Below are 21,647 nucleotides of genomic sequence, written 5' to 3'. Positions count from 1 at the left end.
GCAGACGAAACGAGGGGGAGAAGGCGATGACGGCCGAGCTGGTGCGGGGACAGAACCATCCGCTGCCCCAAGCCCGACTCGAGATCCGGGTGTCGGCCGGCAAGCCGATCGTGGCGGGAGCCACGCTCGGTGACGAGAACGGCAAGGTGCAAGGCGTCGAGTGGGTGGCCCACCCGGGCTCGCCCACTCTGCCCGGCCTCGAGGTCTCCAAGCAGGCGGCGGCCGACCACCGTCTCGCCTTCGACTTGGACGCCCTGACAGAGGCCGTGCACCGGGTCAGTGTGCTGCTCGCACTGCCGTCCGGAGTCGGGGGCCCGGTCCAGTTCGGCTCCGTCGCCGCTCCTTTCGTGGCGGTCACCGGACTCGACGGTTCCGAGATCGCCAGCTACACGATCACGGGTCTCGACGCCGAGGCGGCCGTCGTCGCTCTCGAGCTGTACCGCAGGCAGGGTGCCTGGAAGGTGCGCGCGGTCGGCCAGGGGTACGCGGGCGGCCTCGCCGAGCTCCTCGCCGACCAGGGCCTGGTCCAGGCACCCCAGCTCGCACACGACATCAACGAGGCGGTGGTTCAGGGCCTGGCACGTTCGGTGGCCGCGCCTCCGCCGCGCACGGCCGACGGCGACCGCTCTCGGCATGCCGCGACATCGGCGCTGGGTTCCGACCAGGGTGGGCCCACCCCTCAGGGCGCCACCGGTCACGTATCGCCGCAGGCCGGCTATCCCGAAGGACCCGCTCAGACAGATCCGTCCGCCACCACGCAGCCTTCCATGCCGGGAGCCGGTGGTCCGGTCAACTACAGTCACCCCGGCCGGCAGGCCGCCGCACCTCCGTCGCCCCCGCCGACCGTGCCACCGGCCCAGCCCGGACAGCCCGCGCAGCCCGTCGCGGGCGACGCGACCGGCTGGTCCATGGAGGAGCGGCTCTACAACCAGGTGTGGGGCATGTTCGAGGATCTGGCCCGCACCATGGCCGCCTATCGCAGCGCCGTCGACTTCGCCGATTCGCGTATGGAACAGGAGCTCGACAAGGTCCTGTCCGACCCGCGCAGCCGCATAGGCGGACAGGCGGATACCGCGCGCGAGACGGCCCGCGCCAAGCACTCCCAGCTTGTCGATCAGGCCAGGGCCGCGCTCGACCGTGACCTCGCCCAGCTCAGCGCCGAATCCGAGGTCGTCGAGCCTGCGCTGCCTCCGGCGTTCGCGCGCTGGGACAGCCCCGTCTGGCAGGGCTACCGCGCGCCTATGGAGATCCCCATGGCCCTGCGCCTGGGCGACCTCCAGCTGCCGGAGAGCTCCGGCCTGAACATCCCGATGCTGGTGCGGCTGCCGCTGGAGCGCGGCTTGTGGATCGACAGCGGCCGCGCCGGATCCCTCGACGGCTCGCTCGCCGACTCCGACGAGCTGCGCCGCCTTGCCATGGACACAGCAGTGACGCATGCCGCCCGGCTGCTCGCCGTCTACCCGGCGGGCGAGTACACGGTGCACGTCATCGACCCGGCGGGTTCCGGCGCCTCGGCGCTCGCGCCGCTCGTGCAGACCGGTGTGCTCCACGCTCCGCCCGCCGTCGGCGCCGCGGGTGTGAACGACGTCCTGGCCAGGCTCACCCAGCGTGTCGACCTGGTGCAGATGGCGATCCGCGCAGGCGCGGCCGACTCGCTCCCGCCCGACCTCGACACGGCCGAGCAGCTGCTGATCGTCAACGACTTCCCGCACGGTTTCGACGACCGCGCGGTGACCCAGCTGCGCTACCTCGCGGACGAAGGCCCAGCCGTCGGCGTTCACCTCATGATGGTCGCCGACCGGGAGGATGCCGCCGCCTACGGACCGCTGCTCGACCCGCTCTGGCGCTCCCTCCTGCGCCTCACCCCGGTGCCCGACGACCACCTCGCCGACCCCTGGGTCGGGCACGCGTGGACGTACGAGCCCTCACTCGTACCGCCCGGCAGCCAGGTGCTCCAGCACGTCCTCACTCAGGTCGCGGCAGCCCGCCGCGCCTGGAAGCGCTGACGCTCCGCGGAGTCCGTCGCCTGCCCGTCGCGTGCCGTCTCGCGCGTCGTCCCAAGACTTCGTCAACCCATCTGACCAGGGAATTTGGCTCTTCCTTTGCCAATCTCTTTACCAATCCTTGGTGATTGGGGTACCGTAGTTCGTGCGGAGGGGAGTACTCCCTACCTACTGCGGCGTACCCGTCAATACGGATCTGGCCAGATCCCGGGGCGTCGGCCCGAAGGCTCCAGGCGTCTCATGCGCCCCAGGGGCCCGGGTGGAAGAGACCTCCGGCAGCGACGACGCTGACATTTGCCGTTACGTACTGCCGGAGGCGCAGTGGATGTTTCGACGACCCTTTGGGTCCTGACCATCGTGGGCCTTGTCGCCCTCATCGCGGTCGACTTCTTCATCGGCCGTAAACCCCACGACGTATCGATCAAGGAAGCCGGAATCTGGACCATCGTCTGGATCGTCCTGGCCGCACTGTTCGGACTCGGACTGCTCGTCTTCGGCGGCGGACAGCCGTCAGGCGAGTTCTTCGCGGGCTACATCACCGAGAAATCGCTAAGCGTCGACAATCTCTTCGTCTTCGTCCTGATCATGGCGAAGTTCTCGGTGCCCTCGCAGTACCAGCAGCGGGTGCTGATGGTCGGTGTGCTGATAGCCCTCGTGCTCCGTGCGATCTTCATCGCCGCGGGCGCCGCGATCCTCTCCAGCTTCGCCTGGGTCTTCTACATCTTCGGCGCCTTCCTGATCTACACCGCCTGGAAGCTGATCCAGGAGGCCAGGGCCGACGACCCCGAGGAGGAGTGGGAGGAGAACAAGCTCCTCAAGGCCGTCGAGAAGCGCTTCGGTGTGGCCGACCGCTACCACGGCACCAAGCTGTGGATCCAGCAGAACGGCAAGCGGGTCATGACGCCGATGCTCGTCGTCATGCTCGCGATCGGTACCACGGACGTCCTCTTCGCGCTCGACTCGATCCCTGCGATCTTCGGCCTGACCCAGGATCCGTACATCGTGTTCACGGCCAACGCGTTCGCGCTGATGGGTTTGCGACAGCTGTACTTCCTCATCGGCGGTCTGCTCAAGAAGCTGGTCCACCTCAGCTACGGCCTGTCGGTCATCCTCGGCTTCATCGGCGTCAAGCTGGTGCTGCACGCGCTGCACGAGTCCGGGGTCCACGTCCCGGAGATCTCCATCCCGGTCTCCCTCGGTGTGATCTGTGCGGTCCTGATCGTCACCACGATCACCAGCCTGATGGCCTCCAAGAAGCAGGCGGCGGCCGAGGCGGCGCAGAAGGAGACCGAAGGCACTTCGAAGGACAGCATCGAGGCCTGACAACCGCGGACGCAGGAACAACCAGCACCGGGAGCGGCGTTCGGCGCATTGCCGACCACCGCTCCCGGCGTTGTCATCCCGCGGCTTTCAGCCCGCGGTGGCCTTGGCCGCGACCACGCGCACCGGTCGTGTCTCCGGCAGCAGTGCGAAGCACCCCAGGCTCAGCAGCGCGATCCCCGTCAGATACGCGGCCACGCCCCAGGGAACGCGTTCACCTTGGGCCGCCGCCGTCGCCACGATCGGCGTGAGCGCGCCGCCGAGCACCCCGCCGAGGTTGTAGCCCACGGCGGCGCCCGTGCAGCGCACGCGGGGCTCGTACAACTCCGGGAGATACGCGGCGACCACCGCGAACATGGTGATGAACGCGAGCATCGCCACCAGGAAGCCGAGGAACATCAGCAGGGGTTCGCCGGTCGACAGGAGCGCGACCATCGGGAACATCCAGAGCGCGGCGGCCGCGCAGCCGATCAGGCACAGCGGCCGTCGGCCGTAGCGGTCGCCGAGGAGCGCGACCACGGGCGTCAGCACGCCCTTCACGACCACGGCGGCCATGATGCAGGCGAGCATGACGGTACGGCTCACCCCGAGCCGTTCGGTCGCGTAGGCGAGGGACCAGGTCGTCACCGCGTAGAACACGGCGTACCCGATGGCGAGCGCCCCCGCCGTCAGCAGCAACAGCCGCCAATGACCGCGCAGCACTTCGGCGAGCGGCACGCGCGCGTGGTCGTCGATACCGAGGAACTGAGGGCTCTCGGCGAGCGAGGAGCGCAACCATAGCCCCGCTACGGCCAGCACCCCCGCCGCCCAGAACGGCACCCGCCACCCCCAGGCCGCGAACTGCGCTTCCGACAGCGTCGCCGACAGCACCAGTACCACCCCGTTGGCCAGCACGAACCCCACCGCCGGACCGATCTGCGGGAAACTCGACCACAGCCCGCGCCGCTCGGCGGGCGCGTGCTCCGCGGTCAGCAGCACCGCCCCACCCCACTCCCCGCCGAGCCCGAGCCCCTGCAGAAAACGCAGCACAAGAAGGAGCACCGGAGCGGTCACACCGATCGCGTCGTACGTCGGTACGCAGCCGACCGCGACAGTCGCGGCGCCCGTCAGCAACAAGGAGACGACGAGAACGGGCCGCCGTCCGTGCCGGTCCCCGATGTGCCCGAACAGCACCGATCCCAGGGGCCGCGCCACGAAGCCGACGCCGAAGGTCGCGAAGGCCGCGAGCGTGCCCGCCACCGGCGAGAACGTCGGGAAGAACAGAGGGCCCAGGACGAGCGCGGCCGCCGTCCCGTAGATGAAGAAGTCGTAGAACTCGATCGCGGTCCCGGCGAGCGAGGCAGCCGCGAGCCGCAGCATGGAGGGTGTCCTTACAGAGCGTACTTCGTGCATGCCGCGTCAACTACCCACCGTGACGGGTGGTCACGGGGGCGTGCGGGAGCTCATGCAGCGCCAATACACCACAGTGATGCTCAATACACCACAGTGATACGCCGAGCCGGACCGTCCACGCGGATCACGCCCCCGTAGGGAATGACCAGTTGCGGATCGGTGTGACCGAAGTCCACATCGAGGACGACCATCATGTCCTGGGCGTACATGTCCACCGCCCGGAGCACCGCCTTGCGCTGCTCGCGCGCGTAACGGGCCTTCGCCTCCGGGGCGTTGGGCTTCTCGAAGGACCACGTCTTGGGGCGACCCATCAGGAGCGCGGAGAAGCGGCCGAGCAGTCCGCGCTCGCCCATGCTCCGCAGGATCCAGAAGACGTCGTTGGCACTCGGCATGTCCTCGGACGTCTCCAGGAACAGCACACAGCCGTCGTACACGGAGGAATCGCGGGCGACCTCGCGGTCCGCCATCAGCAGCCAGGACAGGATCTCGATGTTGCCTCCCCAGGAGCGCGCCTCGACCACCCGCTCCGGGCGGTGCCAGGTCCAGCCGCCACCGGGCTCGGTCGGCGGCTCGGAGACGTAGGTCTCCGGGGAGTCCCATGGCAGGTCGATGTCACGGAAACGCTCGGCGGGCTTGAGCTCGTACTCGCCCGGGGTGAAGAGCGCGGCTCGCAGCGACTCCGCGGTCAGCGGGTGCACGGCGCCCGGCCGGCCGAGTTCGCACATCACGCTCGCGCCGTGATAGGCGACGATCCCGGTGTGGTGCAGATACGCGAGCAGGTTCGTGTTGTCGCTCATGCCGAAGAACGGCTTCGGGTTCGCGCGGATCAACTCCCGGTCCAGCAGCGGCAGCACGGTGATCTGGTCGTCGCCGCCGATCGACGCGATGACCGCCTTGACCGTCGGATCGGCGAACGCCGCATGAATGTCGTCGGCCCGCGCCTGAGGTGTCGCGCCCATCGTGCGGGTGGCCGGGTACTCGACCGGTTCGAGGCCGTACTCCTTGCGCAGCCGCTCCAGGCCCAGCTCGTAGGGGAGTGGGAAGAGGCCCGGGAGTCCCGCGGACGGCGAGATGACGGCGATTCGGTCGCCGGGCGACGGCTTGGGCGGATACGTAGGGGGCGTCATGACCGGAGCGTACGAGCCGTCCCCGCCCCGGCGCACCGTGATAAACCGAGTCTGAGCAGCAGACCTGAACGGCGCCCTCGGGCGACGGCTCAGCCGACAGGACCGGAGGAACAGTGCCCCGCACCCTCGCCAACGCCCCGATCATGATCCTCAACGGCCCCAACCTGAACCTCCTGGGGCAGCGCCAGCCGGAGATCTACGGCTCGGACACGCTTGCCGACGTCGAGGCGATGTGCGCCAAGGCGGCGGCCACGTACGGCGGCACCGTGGACTTCCGCCAGTCCAACCACGAGGGCGAACTGGTCGACTGGATCCACGTGGCACGCCGGAACCATGTCGGCATTGTGATCAACCCCGGTGCCTACTCGCATACCTCCGTCGCGATCCTGGATGCCCTCAACACCTGTGACGGCATGCCCGTGTTGGAGGTCCACATCTCCAACATCCACAAACGCGAGGAGTTCCGGCACCACTCGTACGTCTCGCTCCGAGCCGACGGGGTCATCGCGGGCTGCGGCGTGCAGGGATACGTGTTCGGGGTGGAGCGGGTCGCGGCGCTGGCGGGCGCGGGGCAAGCGGACGCGTGACCTCCGGACTCGCCGAGCACCGGAGTCGGCGGACGCCACGGTGGTGGCCGGCCGCCGGACGTCGACCGGCCGCCGCCGTGGTGGGCCGCCAGCCCGAGGGCGGGGATCGGTTGGCCGGCGGCCCCTCCGCTCAGGAGCCGTCTTCCTGCGCGGGCTGCTTCCAGTGGATCGCGCGGTCTCGTGCGCCGGGAGCGCGTGCGTGATACCGGCGCGTGCGTTCGGTTCACACGGGGCGCGCGACGGCGCGCCCGCGAAACGCGCGTCCTCGTCCGCCGAGCCACCAACGTCAACGCGCGCCCGGCGTCAGACGGTTCGCCAACTCACGCGTGGCGCTGAGCAGTTCACCAACTCACTGTCGACGCCGAGCAGTTCACCAACCCCGTGCGTGCCACTCCGGCAGGTGCGGCCGCTCCGCGCCCAGCGTCGTGTCGTTGCCGTGCCCCGGGTAGACCCACGTCTCGTCCGGGAGCACATCGAAGATCTTCGTCTCGACATCGTGGATCAGGCTGGCGAACGCCTTTGGATCCTTACGGGTGTTGCCGACACCACCCGGGAAAAGACAGTCACCCGTGAACACATGAGGATGCCCGTGCGGATCGTCGTAGACGAGCGCGATCGAGCCGGGCGTGTGCCCCACCAGATGGCGTGCGGTCAGCTCCACGCGCCCCACCCGGATCGTGTCGCCGTCGTCGACCAGGACGTCGGTCGGTACGGGAATGCCCTCCGCGTCGTCCCGACCCGCGTACGTACGCGCACCGGTGGCCGCCACGACCTCCGCGAGCGCCTGCCAGTGGTCGCCGTGCTGATGAGTGGTGACCACGGACGCGATGCCGTCGGCGCCGATCAGTGTGAGCAGCGTCCCGGCTTCGTTGGCCGCGTCGATCAGCAGTTGTTCGTCCGTGGCCCGGCAGCGCAGCAGATAGGCGTTGTTGTCCATCGGACCGACCGCGACCTTGGAGATCATCAGGTCCTGCAACTCATGCACATCCGCAGGGCCGCCGACCTTCACCGCTCCGCTGTACGTCATGGTCCTCAGCCTATAGCGGGGGGAGTGCGGGGAGCGGACCGCCGTCGGTGCTCAGTGCGGAACCGTCGCGGCGGCCGCAGAGCCAGCCGAGGAGGTCCGCCTGACGGCCGCTGACCGTGAGCCCGGGAGGAGGTGGCACATAGCCGCTCTGGATCTGCTCCTGGGAGACGGACTCGACAGCTCCGGTGGGAATCATGCGGCCGTCGTCCTGCTTGATCAACAGGGCTGGCACGTCGGAGTGGCCCCGGAAGCGCTCGGCGAGGAAGTTGATCTCCCGCTGAGTGAATTCCTCGGAAAGGTCCTCCAGCTCGTACCCGATTCCCAGATCCACGTGATGCAGCTCCACCTCGACCCATCGCCGGAACGGCACCCGGGATGCCGCGTCGGTGACCCCGTTGCGCAGTTCCACCGTGCGGGACCAGTCCGCGGGCGCGGCGCCCGTCGCCTGGAAGCGGGCCGCGCTCTCGCGTACGTCGGCCAGCTGGACGTCCAGCGGCCGTGGCGCGTCCCGCTCGATGTCGGTGTCGCGGGCGTCCGCGGAGGCGTACATGGGGTGCCCTTCGAGGACGTTGACGAGAGCGTCCGCGTTGCGGGCGATATGGGCCAGGACATGGCCGCGGCTCCAGCCGGGCAGCCGTGACGGCTCGGCCACGGAGGCGTTGTCGAGTTTGGCCGCTGCGGTGAGCAGCCGTTCGGTCGCGTCACGTACTGACGCCAGGTCGCGCACATGATCGTTCATGTCAACGACCTTAGCCTCGCCACACGTTCGGGTGAAGGTGGTGGACCACCCCTGCAAATCGAATGCGCGTGCTATAGGCTCAGGCGCGGCGTCGGGCATGCTGGATGGCCCGGGATTGTTACCAACCAGGGAAACCAACCGGCGCTGTCAGTGGCTCCCCCTAGTCTGAAAAATGACGGGGGCCCCGCCCCTGTCACTTCTCTCAAGAAAGGTGCGGACCGGCGTGGCCGACCGTCTCATCGTCCGTGGGGCGCGCGAGCACAACCTCAAGAATGTCTCGCTCGACCTCCCGCGCGACTCGCTCATCGTCTTCACGGGTCTGTCCGGGTCGGGCAAGTCCTCGCTCGCGTTCGACACGATCTTCGCCGAAGGACAGCGGAGGTACGTCGAATCGCTGTCCTCGTACGCCCGGCAGTTCCTCGGGCAGATGGACAAGCCGGACGTCGACTTCATCGAGGGCCTGTCGCCGGCTGTCTCCATCGACCAGAAGTCGACCTCGCGCAACCCGCGCTCGACGGTCGGCACCATCACCGAGGTCTACGACTACCTGCGCCTGCTCTTCGCGCGTATCGGCAAGCCGCACTGCCCCGAGTGCGGCCGCCCCATCTCGCGCCAGTCACCGCAGGCGATCGTCGACAAGGTCCTGGAGCTGCCCGAGGGGAGCCGATTCCAGGTCCTGTCGCCGCTGGTGCGTGAGCGCAAGGGCGAGTTCGTCGACCTCTTCGGTGATCTCCAGACCAAGGGGTACAGCCGGGCGCGGGTCGACGGAGAGACGATCCAGCTCTCCGAACCGCCGAAGCTGAAGAAGCAGGAGAAGCACACCATCGAGGTGGTCGTCGACCGCCTCACGGTGAAGGAGGGCGCCAAGCGCCGCCTCACGGACTCCGTGGAGACCGCGCTCGGCCTGTCCGGAGGCATGGTCGTCCTCGACTTCGTCGACCTCCCCCAGGACGACCCCGAGCGCGAGCGCATGTACTCGGAGCACCTCTACTGCCCGTACGACGACCTGTCCTTCGAGGAGCTGGAGCCCCGCTCCTTCTCCTTCAACTCGCCCTTCGGCGCCTGCCCGGAGTGCACGGGTATCGGTACGCGCATGGAGGTCGACCCCGAGCTGATCGTCCCCGACGAGGAGAAGTCCCTCGACGAGGGCGCCATCCACCCTTGGTCGCACGGCCACACCAAGGACTACTTCGGGCGCCTCATCGGAGCCCTCGCCAACGCGTTGGGATTCCGGACCGACATCCCCTTCGCGGGCCTCCCGCAGCGCGCCAAGAAGGCCCTCCTGTACGGGCACAAGACGCAGATCGAGGTGCGGTACAGAAACCGCTACGGCCGTGAGCGCGTCTACACCACGCCCTTCGAAGGAGCCGTCCCCTTCGTGAAGCGGCGGCACGGCGAGGCCGAGAGCGACGCGAGCCGCGAGCGCTTCGAGGGCTATATGCGCGAGGTGCACTGTCCTACTTGTGAGGGCACACGCCTGAAGCCGCTCATCCTCGCGGTCACCATCCTGGGGAAGTCGATCGCCGAGGTCTCCGCGATGTCGATCAGCGACTGCGCGGAGTTCCTGGGCGAGATGAAGCTCAACGCGCGCGACAAGAAGATCGCCGAGCGCGTCCTGAAGGAGGTCAACGAACGCCTGCGATTCCTCGTGGACGTCGGCCTCGACTACCTCTCGCTGAACCGCGCGGCGGGCACCCTCTCCGGCGGCGAGGCCCAGCGCATCCGCCTGGCCACCCAGATCGGCTCCGGCCTCGTAGGCGTCCTGTACGTCCTGGACGAGCCCTCCATCGGCCTGCACCAGCGCGACAACCACCGCCTCATCGAGACCCTCGTCCGGCTGCGCGACATGGGCAACACGCTCATCGTCGTCGAGCACGACGAGGACACCATCAAGGTCGCCGACTGGATCGTGGACATCGGTCCCGGCGCGGGCGAGCACGGCGGCAAGGTCGTGCACAGCGGCCCCCTGAAGGAACTGCTGGCCAACCCGGAGTCGATCACCGGGCAGTACCTGGCGGGCAAGAAGGAGATCGCGCTCCCGGAGATCCGCCGCCCCGCCGACCCGATCCGCAAGCTCACGGTGCACGGCGCCCGCGAGAACAACCTCCAGGACATCGACGTGTCCTTCCCCCTGGGCGTCCTCACGGCCGTCACGGGCGTCTCGGGCTCCGGAAAGTCGACACTCGTCAACGACATCCTCTACACCCACCTGGCCCGCGAGCTGAACGGTGCCCGGAACGTTCCCGGGCGGCACACGCGCGTGGACGGCGACGACCTCGTCGACAAGGTCGTACACGTCGACCAGTCGCCCATCGGCCGCACACCCCGGTCGAACCCGGCGACGTACACCGGAGTCTTCGACCACGTCCGCAAGCTGTTCGCCGAGACGACCGAGGCGAAGGTCCGCGGCTATATGCCGGGGCGCTTCTCCTTCAACGTCAAGGGCGGCCGCTGCGAGAACTGCTCCGGCGACGGCACCATCAAGATCGAGATGAACTTCCTGCCGGACGTGTACGTCCCCTGCGAGGTCTGCCACGGGGCGCGCTACAACCGGGAGACCCTCGAAGTCCACTACAAGGGCAAGTCCATCTCCGAGGTCCTGGACATGCCCATCGAGGAGGCCCACGGCTTCTTCGAGGCAGTGCCCGCGATCGCCCGCCACCTGAAGACCCTCAACGACGTCGGTCTCGGCTATGTGCGGCTCGGCCAGCCCGCGCCGACCCTCTCCGGCGGCGAGGCCCAGCGCGTGAAGCTGGCCTCCGAACTCCAGAAGCGTTCTACGGGACGCACGGTCTACGTACTCGACGAGCCGACCACCGGTCTGCACTTCGAGGACATCAGCAAGTTGATCTCGGTCCTGTCGGACCTGGTCGACAAGGGCAACACGGTCATCGTCATCGAGCACAACCTCGACGTCATCAAGACCGCGGACTGGGTCGTCGACATGGGCCCCGAAGGCGGCAGCGGCGGCGGCCTCGTCATCGCCGAGGGCACGCCCGAGCAGGTCGCCGGAGTACCGGCCAGCCACACCGGCAAGTTCTTGCGCGAGGTGCTGGACGCCGAGCGCATCAGCGACGCCGAACCGGTGAAGGCCCCGCGCAAGGTGGCGGCCAGGAAGACGGTGGCCAGGAAGACGGTGGCCGCCAAGTCGACGACGAGGACGGCGGCGACGGCCAGGACCGCCAACAGCACTGCCATCAAGAAGGCGGACGCGACCACAGAGAAGGCGACTCCGGCGAAGAAGGCGGCGGGGGCCCGGAAGGCCTGAGCCGGGTTCGTACGCGTACAGCCGGCTCGCACGAACGCGCCGCGCCCCACGGGAACTCCCCGTGGGGCGCGGCGCGTTGCACAGTCAGCCGGCCTGCCCCTGCGGCTCGACGAACTGCATGTCCAGCTGGATCTTGACCACATCACCGAGCAGCCCCGGGGCGAAGTCCAGGCCGAAGTCGCTGCGCCGGATCTCGCCGGTCGCCTCGAATCCGGCGTGCCTGCGGTTGTCGATGACGGAGTCCACCACGCCCCCGAACTCCACTGCGAACGTCACCGGACGCGTCACCCCGCCGATCGTCAACTCGCCCTCCATCGACCACTCCTCGCCCTTTCCGGACACACGAGTGGATCGGTACGTCATCGTCGGGCGGCTCGCCACGTCGAGCAGTTCGGGGGAGCGGGTGTGCGCGTCACGGTCGGCGTTGCCCGTGTCGATGGAGGCCAGCGCGATCTCGGCGCTCACCTTGATGTCGTCGGCCGACTCACCCACGTACAGCTCGGCCTTCACCTCGCTGAAGCGGCCCCGCACCTTGGCGATGCCGAGGTGGCGGATGGTGAAGTTCACGGCGGAATGGAGGGGGTCGAGCTCCCAGTCGCCGGGGAGCAGCGGGAGAGCGGAAGCGGTCACAACGGTCGGGGAGTTGTCGTTAGCCATGCGGCCACTCTGCGGGAGATGCCGGACGGGAGGGAGGCCGGGCTGAGGATGGTAGTGACAGGGCCACCCTCTGGCGCTCGTGCGTTGATACGTTCCCTGGGTGAGCGACAACGAGCTGGGCACCTTCCTGCGCACGCGCCGTGAGGCGGTCACACCCGCCGAGGTGGGGCTGCCCACCGGACCCCGTCGTCGCACTCCGGGGCTGCGCCGCGCCGAGCTGGCCACGCTGGCCGGCATCAGTGTCGAGTACCTGACCAGGCTCGAGCAGGGCCGTGACCACAACCCGTCGGCCCAGGTGCTCGCCGCCCTGGCGGACGCGCTGCGGCTGGCCGTGCACGACCGGATCCTGTTGCGCCGCCTGGCGAAGGAGTCGGGCGACGAGGCCGTGCTCTGCAGCGCCGGGATGACTCCGGCCCACACGGTGCGCCCCACCGTGCAGGCTCTGCTGGACCGGCTGGAGCCCGCCCCCGCCGTCCTGCTGAACCCGCTCGGCGACATCCTCGCGTACACCACCGGTTATGAACGGCTCGCGGCCCCCTTGGGGCTGCTCGACGGCGCGCACCCCAGCATCCTCCGCTACGTGTTCACCGACGAGAGGGCCCGCACCGCCTTCCCGGACTGGGACCGCGTGGCCGACGAGCAGGTCGCCGCCTTCCGGCACGAGGTGCCGTCCAGCGATCCCCATGTGGTCGCGCTGATCGACGAGTTGACCATCACGGCCGGAGCCCCGTTCGCCGACCGTATGGCCGCCGCGCCCGTCATGCCCCGGTCGGCCGGGGCGGACCTCGTCGCCCATCCCGAAGTCGGCCGGCTGCGCCTCGCCCACGAGACGCTCGCCCTGCCGAACGACGGCCAGCGCCTGATCGTGCACCTGCCCGCCGACGACGCCACGGCCGACGCGCTCGACCGCCTCAACGGCCGCCGGCCCGGCGCACTGCGCGCCGTCAACAGCTGACGCCCGCCAGCGGCTGCACAGATCGCCCTAGAAAGCGCCCACCTCATAGGCGTACGGCGGCTCCGCGCCCGCCCGTGAGCAGGTGATCGCCGCCGCGCGTGCCGCGAACCGCAGCAGCTCGCCCCAGCCGTCGGCGCCCAGGCCGGCCAGTGCCGTCGTAGACAGGGCGTCGCGGGCGGCGAGGCCGTGCAGCAGGGCCGCGTTCACCGTGTCGCCGGCGCCGATCGTGTCCACCACGTCGACCCGTTCGCCCGGCACGGCGTACTCCGCGCCGTCGCGGGTGAAGACGGTCAGGCCGTCGCCGCCGCGCGTGACCACGACGGCCGCCGGGCCCGACGCCAGCCACTCGCGTGGGGTGCCGCCGAGCCAGTCCGCGTCCTCCTCGGACAGCTTGAGCAGCGACACCGAGGGCAGCCAGCTCTTGAATCGGGCCCGGTAGGCGTCCGCGTCGGAGATCAGCACTGAGCGGATGTTCGGGTCGAGCGCGGTGAACACGCCTTGCGCGGACGCGAACCGCATCAGCTCCTCGTACGCACTCGCGCCCGGCTCCAGCACCAGCGAGCAGGTGCCGAAGGACACCGCCCTTGCCCCGGGCGGGAGTTGGTCCGGAGCCGAGAACAACCGGTCCGCCGTGCCTTCGACGTAGAACGAGTAACGGGCCGAGCCGTCCGTGCCGATCGACGCGACCGCGAGGGTCGTCGGCTCCGTGCCCCGCTGCACGGACGACACATCGACATTCGCCTCGCGCAGCCCGCCGAGCAGGGCCTCGCCGAAGGCGTCGGACGACACCCGGGAGCAGAAGGCGGCGGGGGAGCCGAGGCGGCCCAGCGCCACCGCCGTGTTGTACGGGCCGCCGCCGCGGCGCGGATCGAGTCCCGCGAGCGCGCCCGCCTCCTGCGGCACCAGGTCGATCAGGGCCTCACCGGCGACGACGATCACGAGTCGGGTCCTTTCTCGGGGCAGCCGCACGAGGTGCGGTGAACGAAGGCGGAGGGCAGCCGGAGCGTACGGGCCGGATGGCCGGGGGAGGCCAGCCGTTCCAGGAGCAGCCGTACGGCCTGGGCCCCGATCTCCTTGCTGGGCTGGGAGATCGCGGTGAGCCGGGGCGAGAAGAGGTCCGCCCAGGAGAAGTCGTCGAAACAGCACAGGGCCACGTCACCGGGCACGGACAGACCTCGCTCACGCAGGGCTCGCAGCGCACCGATGGTCATGGCGTTGTTCGCGGTGACGAGTGCCGTCGGCGGCGCCGGGAGGGACAGCAGGTCGCCGGTCGCGCGTTCGGCGCCCTCCGCCTCTGAGCTGCCGGAGACCACGAGGCGTTCGTCGAACGGGAGCCCCGCGTACGCGAGCCCGTGCCGGTAACCCGAGAGCCGCTCGCTCGTGGTGCTGAGCCCCGGCAGACCGCCGACCAGGCCGATCCTCTTGTGGCCCAGCTCGGCGAGGTGGGTGACCAGTCGCCTGACGGGTTCGGTGTTCTCCGCGCAGACCTGGTCGAACGTGAAGCCGGGCGCCGCGGACTCGTCGACCAGCCGGTCCAGGAACACCGTCGGTACGTCATGCCGTCCGAGGTAGCCGATGAGCTCGTCCGGACGCACCGACGGCGCGACGATCATGCCGTCCACCCGCCGCTCGTGCAGCAGTTGGACCACCTTGCGCTCGTGCTCCGGATCGTCGTGGGGGTCCGCGATCAGCAGGCTGTACCCCTGCTCCAGGGCGCCGGCCTCGACACCCTGCAGGATCTCCGTGAAGTAAGGATTGCTGATCGCCGACACCGCGAGCCCGATGGACCGGGTACGCGCCGTGACCAGGGATCTCGCCAGCGAGTTGGGCGTGTAGCCGAGCTCGTCCATGGCGTCGAGCACGGCCTGGCGGGTGGCCGGCCGCACCGTGCGGGTGTTGTTGAGGACGTGCGAGACCGTCGCGACGGAAACGCCCGCGCTGCGGGCCACGTCGACCATGGTCGCCATGTGGTTCCTCCCCCACCCTCGCCCCGGCCGACCGGCCGGGCGCTGTCTGGACGGACCGTACCTCATGGGACGGCAGACGTAAACGCTTGCGCAAGCGATTACGTAAGCGTTTGCGCAAGCCTTTACGCGAGCGCTTACGTCAGCGTTTACGTCCAGCCCTACGCCACCCCGCCCCCAAGCACCGCCTCAGCCGCTCACTGTCACTCCCAGTCCCACCCGATCCCCACGATCCCCGACCGCACCCGCGGCTCGACCATGTGCACCGACCGATGGCGCCCGCTCAGCGTCAGTTCCTGACGGCCGCTGCGCGGCGCCGCCGCCGAGTGCTGTGTGAACCGGTGGCAGCGCACGGGCAGCGCGTCCTCGGCGAACCGCACCTCGAGGGCGTACTGCCCGCCCGGGGAGCCGAAGTCGCGGACGTACTCCCTGGACGCGCCGGCCGTGCCGTCCTCGACGCCGTAGCGGAACAGGCAGGTGTCGCCGATCCGCAATCGTGTGTCGAAGAGCAGCTCCGCCACGAGCACCCCGGTGTCGTGGTGCCACCGCACGCGTCCCGTACGGCAGTTCTCCAGGGCGTGCACCGTCATGCGTTCCGGTGCGCAGCCCGGGTCGCCGTGGTGGACGGCCACATAACGGTCGATGCCGTCCTTGTGGGCGCGCACGATGTGCTGCGAGTCGCGCCCCGACAGCTCCCTGCGCGAGCCGATCCGCACCCGCTCGTGGTGGCTGAGCGTGTGCAGTCCGCTGTCGAGCGACACTCCCAGCTCGGCGAGCAGCTTCTCCAGGGCGCCGGAGGCCTCCACCCGGGAGCGGTACGAACGGGCCGCGGGGTGTGCCGGACCGGGGCGTTCCTCGGCCTGGGCGAGCAGTCGTACCAGCGATTCGTCGGGCAGCTGGAGGATCTCCTCCAGGGCGCGTACGGCCCGCAGCGACTCGGGGCGCTGTGGGCGGCGGGCGCCCTGCTGCCAGTAGCTCAGGCTCGTCACGCCGACCTTGACCCCGTACCGCGACAGATGGTGCTGGACGCGCTGCAGTGGCAGTCCCCGGGCGGTGATCGCGGCGCGCAGGGCCGCATGGAAGGGGCCGTCCCGCAGGGCGGTCTCCAGTTCGGCCGTGGCGACGTCCGCGTGCTGTATGCCGTGCCGCATGCAGGAGCCCTTCTGTGAATGCCGAGGTTTACGGCCCCAAGTCACCCCGCATTGAAGCGTGTTGATCATGGCCGGGCAACACTTGGTGCCCAGCGGTCAAAACTCGGCAACTCCCGGCAGAGTCCTGTCCACAGGGGCGCGGGGGCTCCGTCCACAGGGCCGCCGCGGTGTCACACCGCGCCAGTAGGGTGTGAGACATGGCCGACCCCTCCAGCTACCGCCCCAAGCCGGGGCAGATCCCCGACTCGCCGGGGGTCTACAGGTTCCGCGACGAGCACCGCCGGGTGATCTACGTCGGAAAGGCGAAGAGCCTGCGCCAGCGCCTGGCCAGCTACTTCCAGGACCTGGCGGGCCTCCACCCGCGTACGCGCACCATGGTGACGACAGCCGCGTCGGTGGAGTGGACGGTGGTGTCCACGGAGGTCGAGGCGCTGCAGCTGGAGTACTCCTGGATCAAGGAGTACGACCCCCGGTTCAACGTCAAGTACCGCGACGACAAGAGCTACCCGTACCTCGCGGTGACGATGAACGAGCAGTTCCCGCGCGTGCAGGTGATGCGCGGCCAGAAGCGCAAGGGCGTGCGCTACTTCGGCCCGTACGGGCACGCGTGGGCGATCCGCGACACCGTCGACCTCCTGCTGCGCGTCTTCCCCGTCCGCACCTGCTCCGCCGGCGTCTTCAAGAACGCCGAGCGCACCGGCCGCCCCTGCCTGCTCGGCTACATCGGCAAGTGCTCGGCCCCCTGCGTCGAGCGGATCTCCGCCGAGGACCACCGTCAGCTGGCCGAGGAATTCTGCGACTTCATGGCCGGCCGCACAGGGACGTACATCCGTCGTCTGGAGCGGCAGATGAAGGACGCGGCCGAGGAGATGGAGTACGAACGGGCGGCCCGCCTCCGCGACGACATCGAGGCCCTCAAGAAGGCCATGGAGAAGAACGCGGTCGTGCTCGCCGACGCGACCGACGCCGACCTGATGGCGGTCGCCGAGGACGAGCTGGAAGCCGCCGTGCAGATCTTTCACGTACGGGGCGGTCGGGTGCGCGGTCAGCGCGGCTGGGTGACGGACAAGGTGGAGGCCGTCACCACGGGGGATCTCGTCGAGCACGCCCTCCAGCAGTTGTACGGCGAGGAGAGCGGCGACTCCGTGCCCAAGGAGGTGCTCGTCCCGGCATTGCCCGATCCCGTCGAGCCCGTCCAGGAGTGGCTCACCACGCGCCGGGGCTCCAACGTCTCGCTGCGCATCCCGCAGCGCGGCGACAAGAAGGCCCTCATGGAGACCGTGGAGCGCAACGCCCAGCAGGCGCTCGTGCTGCACAAGACCAAGCGCGCCTCCGACCTGACCACGCGTTCGCGCGCCCTGGAGGAGATCGCCGAGGCCCTCGACCTGGACAGCGCGCCCCTGCGGATCGAGTGCTACGACATCTCGCACCTCCAGGGGGACGACGTCGTGGCCTCCATGGTGGTCTTCGAGGACGGCCTTCAGCGCAAGAGCGAGTACCGCCGCTTCCAGATCAAGAGCTTCGAGGGGCAGGACGACGTCCGCTCCATGCACGAGGTGATCACCCGCCGCTTCAAGCGCTACCTCGCCGAGAAGGAGAAGACCGGCGAGTGGGCGGACGGGGAGAACACGTTCACCGAGGACGACGGCCGGCCCAAGCGGTTCGCGTACCCGCCGCAGCTGGTCGTCGTCGACGGCGGGCAGCCTCAGGTCGCGGCCGCCCAGAAGGCCCTGGACGAGCTCGGTATCGACGACATAGCCGTGTGCGGCCTGGCCAAGCGCCTCGAAGAGGTCTGGCTGCCCGGCGATGACGACCCGGTGGTGCTCCCGCGCACCAGCGAAGGGCTCTATCTTCTTCAGCGTGTACGCGACGAAGCGCACCGCTTCGCGATCACCTACCAGCGCACCAAGCGGGCCAGGCGTTTCAGGTCGAGCCCGCTGGACGATGTGCCGGGCCTCGGCGAGACGCGCAAGCAGGCGCTGATCAAGCACTTCGGTTCGGTGAAGAAACTGCGATCCGCGACCATCGAGCAGATCTGTGAGGTCCCCGGCATAGGCCGAAAGACGGCCGAGGTGATCGCTGTGGCCCTCGCCCAGGCGACCCCGGCCGCACCCGCCGTGAACACGGCGACTGGAGAGATCATGGAAGACGAGGAAGAAGCGGCGCCCGAGACGACGGCGGGTTCCACGGAGGAGCCCGTATCCGCGGGCGCCTCGAACGAGCGACGGGGGCAGGAACCATGAACGAGCAGGACGGACAAGACACCGAGCGCACAGCCGGACAGGAAGCCGGGCGCACGGCGGAACACAAGAAACAGCCGAAGACGACGAGCGAAGATCAGTCGCCGCCCGAAGCAGGCCGGCAAGACGGAGCAGAAGTGAGTACGGGCATCGAAACAGCCGGGGTCCCCGATGCGGCCATCCCCGAGCTGGTGATCATCTCCGGTATGTCCGGCGCGGGCCGGTCGACCGCCGCCAAGTGTCTGGAGGACCTCGGCTGGTTCGTCGTCGACAACCTCCCGCCCGCGCTGATCCCCACCATGGTGGAGCTCGGCGCCCGCTCCCAGGGCAATGTCGCCAGGATCGCGGTCGTCGTCGACGTACGGGGCCGCCGTTTCTTCGACAATCTCCGCGAGTCCCTCGCCGATCTGGAGGCCAAGAGCGTCACCCGGCGGATCGTCTTCCTGGAGTCCTCCGACGACGCCCTGGTGCGCCGCTTCGAGTCCGTACGGCGCCCGCACCCCCTCCAGGGCGACGGCCGCATCGTCGACGGCATCGCCGCCGAGCGCGAGCTGCTGCGTGAACTGCGCGGCGACGCCGACCTGGTGATAGACACCTCCAGCCTGAACGTGCACGAGCTGCGCGCCAAGATGGACGCCCAGTTCGCCGGTGAGGAGGAGCCCGAGCTGAGGGCCACCGTGATGTCCTTCGGCTTCAAGTACGGCCTGCCGGTCGACGCCGACCTGGTCGTGGACATGCGGTTCCTGCCCAATCCGCACTGGGTCCCGGAGCTGCGCCAGTACACCGGCCTCAACGAGGAGGTCGCGGCGTACGTCTTCAACCAGCCCGGCGCCAAGGAGTTCCTCGACCGGTACGCCGAGCTGCTCCGCCTCGTCCAGGCCGGCTACCGCCGCGAGGGCAAGCGCTATGTGACCATCGCCGTCGGCTGCACCGGAGGCAAGCACCGCTCCGTCGCGATGTCGGAGAAGCTCGCCGCCCGTCTGGTGTCCGAGGGAGTGGAGACGGTCGTCGTCCACCGGGACATGGGCCGCGAATGACGGGTCGTACGCTGCGACTGAGCAGGCTGCGCCGGGTCGGCACCGAAGGCCAGGGCGGCAGGCCCGCCGAGGCGCGCGGCGGCAAGCCACGCCGCCGCGGCACGCAGCCCAAGGTCGTCGCGCTCGGCGGCGGCATGGGTCTGTCCGCCTCGCTCACCGCCCTGCGCCGCATCACCGGTGACCTCACCGCGGTCGTCACGGTCGCCGACGACGGCGGCTCCAGCGGCCGCCTCCGGGACGAGCTGGGCGTACTCCCGCCCGGCGACCTGCGCAAGGCCCTCGCCGCGCTGTGCGGCGACGACGACTGGGGCCAGACCTGGGCCCGCGTCATCCAGCACCGCTTCCAGTCCCAGGGCGAACTGCACGAGCACGCGGTCGGCAATCTGCTGATCGTCGCCCTCTGGGAGCAGCTCGGCGACCATGTCCAGGCCCTCGACCTGGTCGGCAAACTCCTGGGCGCGCACGGACGCGTGCTGCCCATGTCCGCCGTACCCCTGGAGCTCCAGGCCCACGTCAAGGGCCACGATCCGGAGCGGCCCGAGGGCATCGAAACGGTGCGCGGCCAGGCCACCGTCGCCCTCACGCGCGGCGAGGTGCAGTCGGTGCACCTCGTGCCGCACGATCCGCCCGCCGTCCCCGAGGCCGTGGCAGCGGTCCTCGACGCGGACTGGGTGGTCCTCGGCCCCGGCTCCTGGTTCTCCTCGGTGATCCCGCATCTCCTCGTACCCGAGCTGCTCGACGCCCTCACGGAGACGAAGGCGCGCCGGGTGCTCTCGCTGAACCTCGCCCCGCAGCCGGGAGAAACCGAGGGCTTCTCCCCGCAGCGTCATTTGGAGGTTTTGGGACGACACGCCCCTAAACTCGCCTTGGACGTGGTACTCGCCGACGAGGCCGCCGTGCCTGACCGCGATTTGCTCACCGAAGCCGCCCAGCGGTTCGGGGCCGCGGTCGAGCTGGCGCCGGTGGCCCGCACCGACGGAACTCCGAGGCACGACCCGGAGCTGTTGGCGGCCGCGTACGACCGTATTTTTCGGATGCATGGAAGGATCGGCCCATGGCGATGACGGCAGCGGTGAAGGATGAGATCTCCCGGCTCCCCGTCACCCGGACCTGCTGCAGAAAGGCGGAGGTCTCCTCCCTTCTGCGGTTCGCCGGCGGCCTCCACCTGGTGAGCGGCCGCATCGTGATCGAGGCGGAGCTGGACACGGCGATGGCGGCGCGCCGCCTCAAGCGGGACATCCTGGAGATCTTCGGCCACAGCTCCGAGCTGATCGTGATGGCTCCCGGGGGCCTGCGCCGCGGCTCCCGCTATGTCGTCCGTGTGGTCGCGGGCGGCGACCAGCTGGCCCGTCAGACGGGGCTCGTCGACGGCCGGGGCCGACCGATCCGCGGGCTGCCCCCGCAAGTGGTCTCGGGCGCCACCTGTGACGCCGAGGCGGCCTGGCGCGGGGCGTTCCTGGCGCACGGCTCGCTGACCGAGCCGGGCCGCTCGTCCTCGCTGGAGGTGACCTGCCCGGGACCCGAGGCGGCGCTCGCGCTGGTCGGCGCGGCCCGGCGGCTCCAGATCGCCAGTAAGGCCCGTGAGGCGCGGGGCGTGGACAAGGTGGTCGTCCGTGACGGTGACGCGATCAGCGCCCTGTTGACCCGCCTCGGCGCCCACGAGGCCGTGCTGGCCTGGGAGGAACGCCGGATGCGGCGGGAGGTGCGCGCCACCGCCAACCGTCTCGCCAACTTCGACGACGCCAACCTGCGCCGCTCCGCCCGCGCCGCCGTCGCCGCCGGAGCCCGCGTGCAGCGCGCCCTGGAGATTCTCGGTGACGAGGTCCCCGAACACCTCGCCGCCGCCGGACGCCTGCGCATGGAGCACAAGCAGGCCTCCCTGGAGGAGCTGGGCGCACTCGCCGACCCGCCGCTGACCAAGGACGCTGTCGCCGGCCGTATCCGCCGGCTGCTCGCCATGGCGGACAAGCGGGCCCAGGACCTGGGCATCCCGGGAACGGAGTCCAGCTTCTCCGAGGAACTGGCCGACAACCTCGTCGGCTGACCGCTCCGCCCGTCACACCCCTACGGACCTCGGTGCATGGGCCGGTCCGTACCCCTACTGGTGGGTATGGACCGTGGTGCCGTGTACGGGCCCTCTGGATGTCACTCTGGGGGCCTCAAGGGGGGTAGGGTCGTAG

17 protein-coding genes are annotated in these 21,647 nt (G+C 69.7%); 9 read left to right on the top strand and 8 right to left on the bottom strand.

What is annotated here, in order from left to right; all coding sequences use genetic code 11:
• Positions 1 to 26 precede the first annotated feature (26 nt).
• Both OP79_RS01125 and OP79_RS01120 read left to right on the top strand, forming a co-directional pair.
• Positions 27 to 2,006, top strand: a complete 1,980-nt coding sequence (locus OP79_RS01125) for a TerD family protein (protein ID WP_033317939.1) — start codon at positions 27 to 29, stop codon at positions 2,004 to 2,006.
• 318 nt (positions 2,007 to 2,324) lie between these two features.
• Positions 2,325 to 3,326 (top strand): TerC family protein, encoded by a 1,002-nt coding sequence (locus OP79_RS01120; RefSeq protein WP_051744293.1) that lies wholly within the window; start codon positions 2,325 to 2,327, stop codon positions 3,324 to 3,326.
• Positions 3,327 to 3,413: 87 nt separating this feature from the next.
• Here OP79_RS01120 and OP79_RS01115 read toward each other — a convergent pair whose 3' ends face one another.
• Positions 3,414 to 4,682: an MFS transporter gene (locus tag OP79_RS01115; RefSeq protein WP_033317938.1), complete on the bottom strand. Its 1,269-nt coding sequence runs from the start codon at positions 4,680 to 4,682 to the stop codon at positions 3,414 to 3,416.
• 113 nt (positions 4,683 to 4,795) lie between these two features.
• Positions 4,796 to 5,842 (bottom strand): S66 family peptidase, encoded by a 1,047-nt coding sequence (locus OP79_RS01110; protein ID WP_033317937.1) that lies wholly within the window; start codon positions 5,840 to 5,842, stop codon positions 4,796 to 4,798.
• A gap of 113 nt (positions 5,843 to 5,955) precedes the next feature.
• Here OP79_RS01110 and aroQ point away from each other — a divergent pair, with 113 nt between their 5' ends.
• Positions 5,956 to 6,429 (top strand): type II 3-dehydroquinate dehydratase, encoded by a 474-nt coding sequence (aroQ, locus tag OP79_RS01105; protein ID WP_033317936.1) that lies wholly within the window; start codon positions 5,956 to 5,958, stop codon positions 6,427 to 6,429.
• A 370-nt stretch (positions 6,430 to 6,799) separates the two neighbouring features.
• Here the strand turns inward: aroQ and OP79_RS01100 are convergent, their stop codons facing one another.
• Positions 6,800 to 7,456: an MBL fold metallo-hydrolase gene (locus OP79_RS01100; protein WP_033317935.1), complete on the bottom strand. Its 657-nt coding sequence runs from the start codon at positions 7,454 to 7,456 to the stop codon at positions 6,800 to 6,802.
• Positions 7,457 to 7,466: 10 nt separating this feature from the next.
• On the bottom strand, positions 7,467 to 8,195 hold the full coding sequence (locus OP79_RS01095; RefSeq protein ID WP_033317934.1) for a maleylpyruvate isomerase family mycothiol-dependent enzyme: 729 nt from the start codon (positions 8,193 to 8,195) through the stop codon (positions 7,467 to 7,469).
• A gap of 223 nt (positions 8,196 to 8,418) precedes the next feature.
• Here OP79_RS01095 and uvrA point away from each other — a divergent pair, with 223 nt between their 5' ends.
• Positions 8,419 to 11,463 carry an excinuclease ABC subunit UvrA gene (gene uvrA, locus OP79_RS01090; protein WP_033318125.1) on the top strand — a complete coding sequence of 1,015 codons (3,045 nt, stop codon included), beginning with the start codon at positions 8,419 to 8,421 and terminating at the stop codon, positions 11,461 to 11,463.
• A gap of 84 nt (positions 11,464 to 11,547) precedes the next feature.
• Here the strand turns inward: uvrA and OP79_RS01085 are convergent, their stop codons facing one another.
• The gene (locus OP79_RS01085) at positions 11,548 to 12,120 is read right to left on the bottom strand and encodes a YceI family protein (protein WP_033317933.1); all 573 of its coding nucleotides are present in this window, start codon (positions 12,118 to 12,120) and stop codon (positions 11,548 to 11,550) included.
• A 100-nt stretch (positions 12,121 to 12,220) separates the two neighbouring features.
• Here OP79_RS01085 and OP79_RS01080 point away from each other — a divergent pair, with 100 nt between their 5' ends.
• Positions 12,221 to 13,075 (top strand): helix-turn-helix domain-containing protein, encoded by an 855-nt coding sequence (locus OP79_RS01080; protein WP_033317932.1) that lies wholly within the window; start codon positions 12,221 to 12,223, stop codon positions 13,073 to 13,075.
• 27 nt (positions 13,076 to 13,102) lie between these two features.
• Here OP79_RS01080 and OP79_RS01075 read toward each other — a convergent pair whose 3' ends face one another.
• From OP79_RS01075 to OP79_RS01065, 3 genes are all read right to left on the bottom strand, one after another.
• Complete coding sequence (locus OP79_RS01075) at positions 13,103 to 14,014, bottom strand: carbohydrate kinase family protein (RefSeq protein ID WP_033317931.1); 912 nt, start codon at positions 14,012 to 14,014, stop codon at positions 13,103 to 13,105.
• Positions 14,011 to 15,042, bottom strand: a complete 1,032-nt coding sequence (locus OP79_RS01070) for a LacI family DNA-binding transcriptional regulator (RefSeq protein ID WP_033317930.1) — start codon at positions 15,040 to 15,042, stop codon at positions 14,011 to 14,013. Before OP79_RS01070 ends, OP79_RS01075 begins: the two co-directional genes overlap by 4 nt.
• Positions 15,043 to 15,242: 200 nt before the next feature.
• The gene (locus tag OP79_RS01065) at positions 15,243 to 16,190 is read right to left on the bottom strand and encodes a hypothetical protein (protein ID WP_033317929.1); all 948 of its coding nucleotides are present in this window, start codon (positions 16,188 to 16,190) and stop codon (positions 15,243 to 15,245) included.
• Between the two features lie 197 nt (positions 16,191 to 16,387).
• Here OP79_RS01065 and uvrC point away from each other — a divergent pair, with 197 nt between their 5' ends.
• The 4 genes from uvrC to whiA are packed head-to-tail and all read left to right on the top strand — an operon-like array spanning position 16,388 to position 21,511.
• Positions 16,388 to 18,433, top strand: coding sequence for an excinuclease ABC subunit UvrC (gene uvrC, locus OP79_RS01060; protein ID WP_033317928.1), 2,046 nt, complete (start codon positions 16,388 to 16,390; stop codon positions 18,431 to 18,433).
• A complete protein-coding gene (rapZ, locus tag OP79_RS01055; RefSeq protein ID WP_033317927.1) occupies positions 18,430 to 19,467 on the top strand; it encodes an RNase adapter RapZ in 1,038 nt (345 codons plus the stop codon). Before uvrC ends, rapZ begins: the two co-directional genes overlap by 4 nt.
• Positions 19,464 to 20,531 (top strand): gluconeogenesis factor YvcK family protein, encoded by a 1,068-nt coding sequence (locus OP79_RS01050; RefSeq protein WP_033317926.1) that lies wholly within the window; start codon positions 19,464 to 19,466, stop codon positions 20,529 to 20,531. Before rapZ ends, OP79_RS01050 begins: the two co-directional genes overlap by 4 nt.
• Positions 20,522 to 21,511, top strand: a complete 990-nt coding sequence (whiA, locus tag OP79_RS01045) for a DNA-binding protein WhiA (RefSeq protein ID WP_033317925.1) — start codon at positions 20,522 to 20,524, stop codon at positions 21,509 to 21,511. The genes OP79_RS01050 and whiA overlap by 10 nt, the downstream gene beginning before the upstream one ends.
• The last annotated feature ends 136 nt before the right edge of the window (positions 21,512 to 21,647 follow it).

The organism is Streptomyces yerevanensis (genome assembly GCF_000716805.1).
GTDB lineage: Bacteria > Actinomycetota > Actinomycetes > Streptomycetales > Streptomycetaceae > Streptomyces > Streptomyces flaveus.
The sequence above is the reverse complement of the archived record's forward strand: the minus strand, read 5'-3'. Positions and strand labels throughout refer to the sequence as shown.

Bases quoted from the DNA above. Each gene is read 5' to 3' on its own strand.
- OP79_RS01095 (WP_033317934.1), bottom strand. From the start codon at position 8,195: ATGAACGATCATGTGCGCGACCTGGCGTCAGTACGTGACGCGACCGAA.
- OP79_RS01050 (WP_033317926.1), top strand. From the start codon at position 19,464: ATGACGGGTCGTACGCTGCGACTGAGCAGGCTGCGCCGGGTCGGCACC.
- OP79_RS01070 (WP_033317930.1), bottom strand. From the start codon at position 15,042: ATGGCGACCATGGTCGACGTGGCCCGCAGCGCGGGCGTTTCCGTCGCG.
- OP79_RS01115 (WP_033317938.1), bottom strand. From the start codon at position 4,682: ATGCTGCGGCTCGCGGCTGCCTCGCTCGCCGGGACCGCGATCGAGTTC.
- OP79_RS01065 (WP_033317929.1), bottom strand. From the start codon at position 16,190: ATGCGGCACGGCATACAGCACGCGGACGTCGCCACGGCCGAACTGGAG.
- rapZ (WP_033317927.1), top strand. From the start codon at position 18,430: ATGAACGAGCAGGACGGACAAGACACCGAGCGCACAGCCGGACAGGAA.
- whiA (WP_033317925.1), top strand. From the start codon at position 20,522: ATGGCGATGACGGCAGCGGTGAAGGATGAGATCTCCCGGCTCCCCGTC.
- OP79_RS01110 (WP_033317937.1), bottom strand. From the start codon at position 5,842: ATGACGCCCCCTACGTATCCGCCCAAGCCGTCGCCCGGCGACCGAATC.
- OP79_RS01100 (WP_033317935.1), bottom strand. From the start codon at position 7,456: ATGACGTACAGCGGAGCGGTGAAGGTCGGCGGCCCTGCGGATGTGCAT.
- OP79_RS01085 (WP_033317933.1), bottom strand. From the start codon at position 12,120: ATGGCTAACGACAACTCCCCGACCGTTGTGACCGCTTCCGCTCTCCCG.
- uvrC (WP_033317928.1), top strand. From the start codon at position 16,388: ATGGCCGACCCCTCCAGCTACCGCCCCAAGCCGGGGCAGATCCCCGAC.
- OP79_RS01125 (WP_033317939.1), top strand. From the start codon at position 27: ATGACGGCCGAGCTGGTGCGGGGACAGAACCATCCGCTGCCCCAAGCC.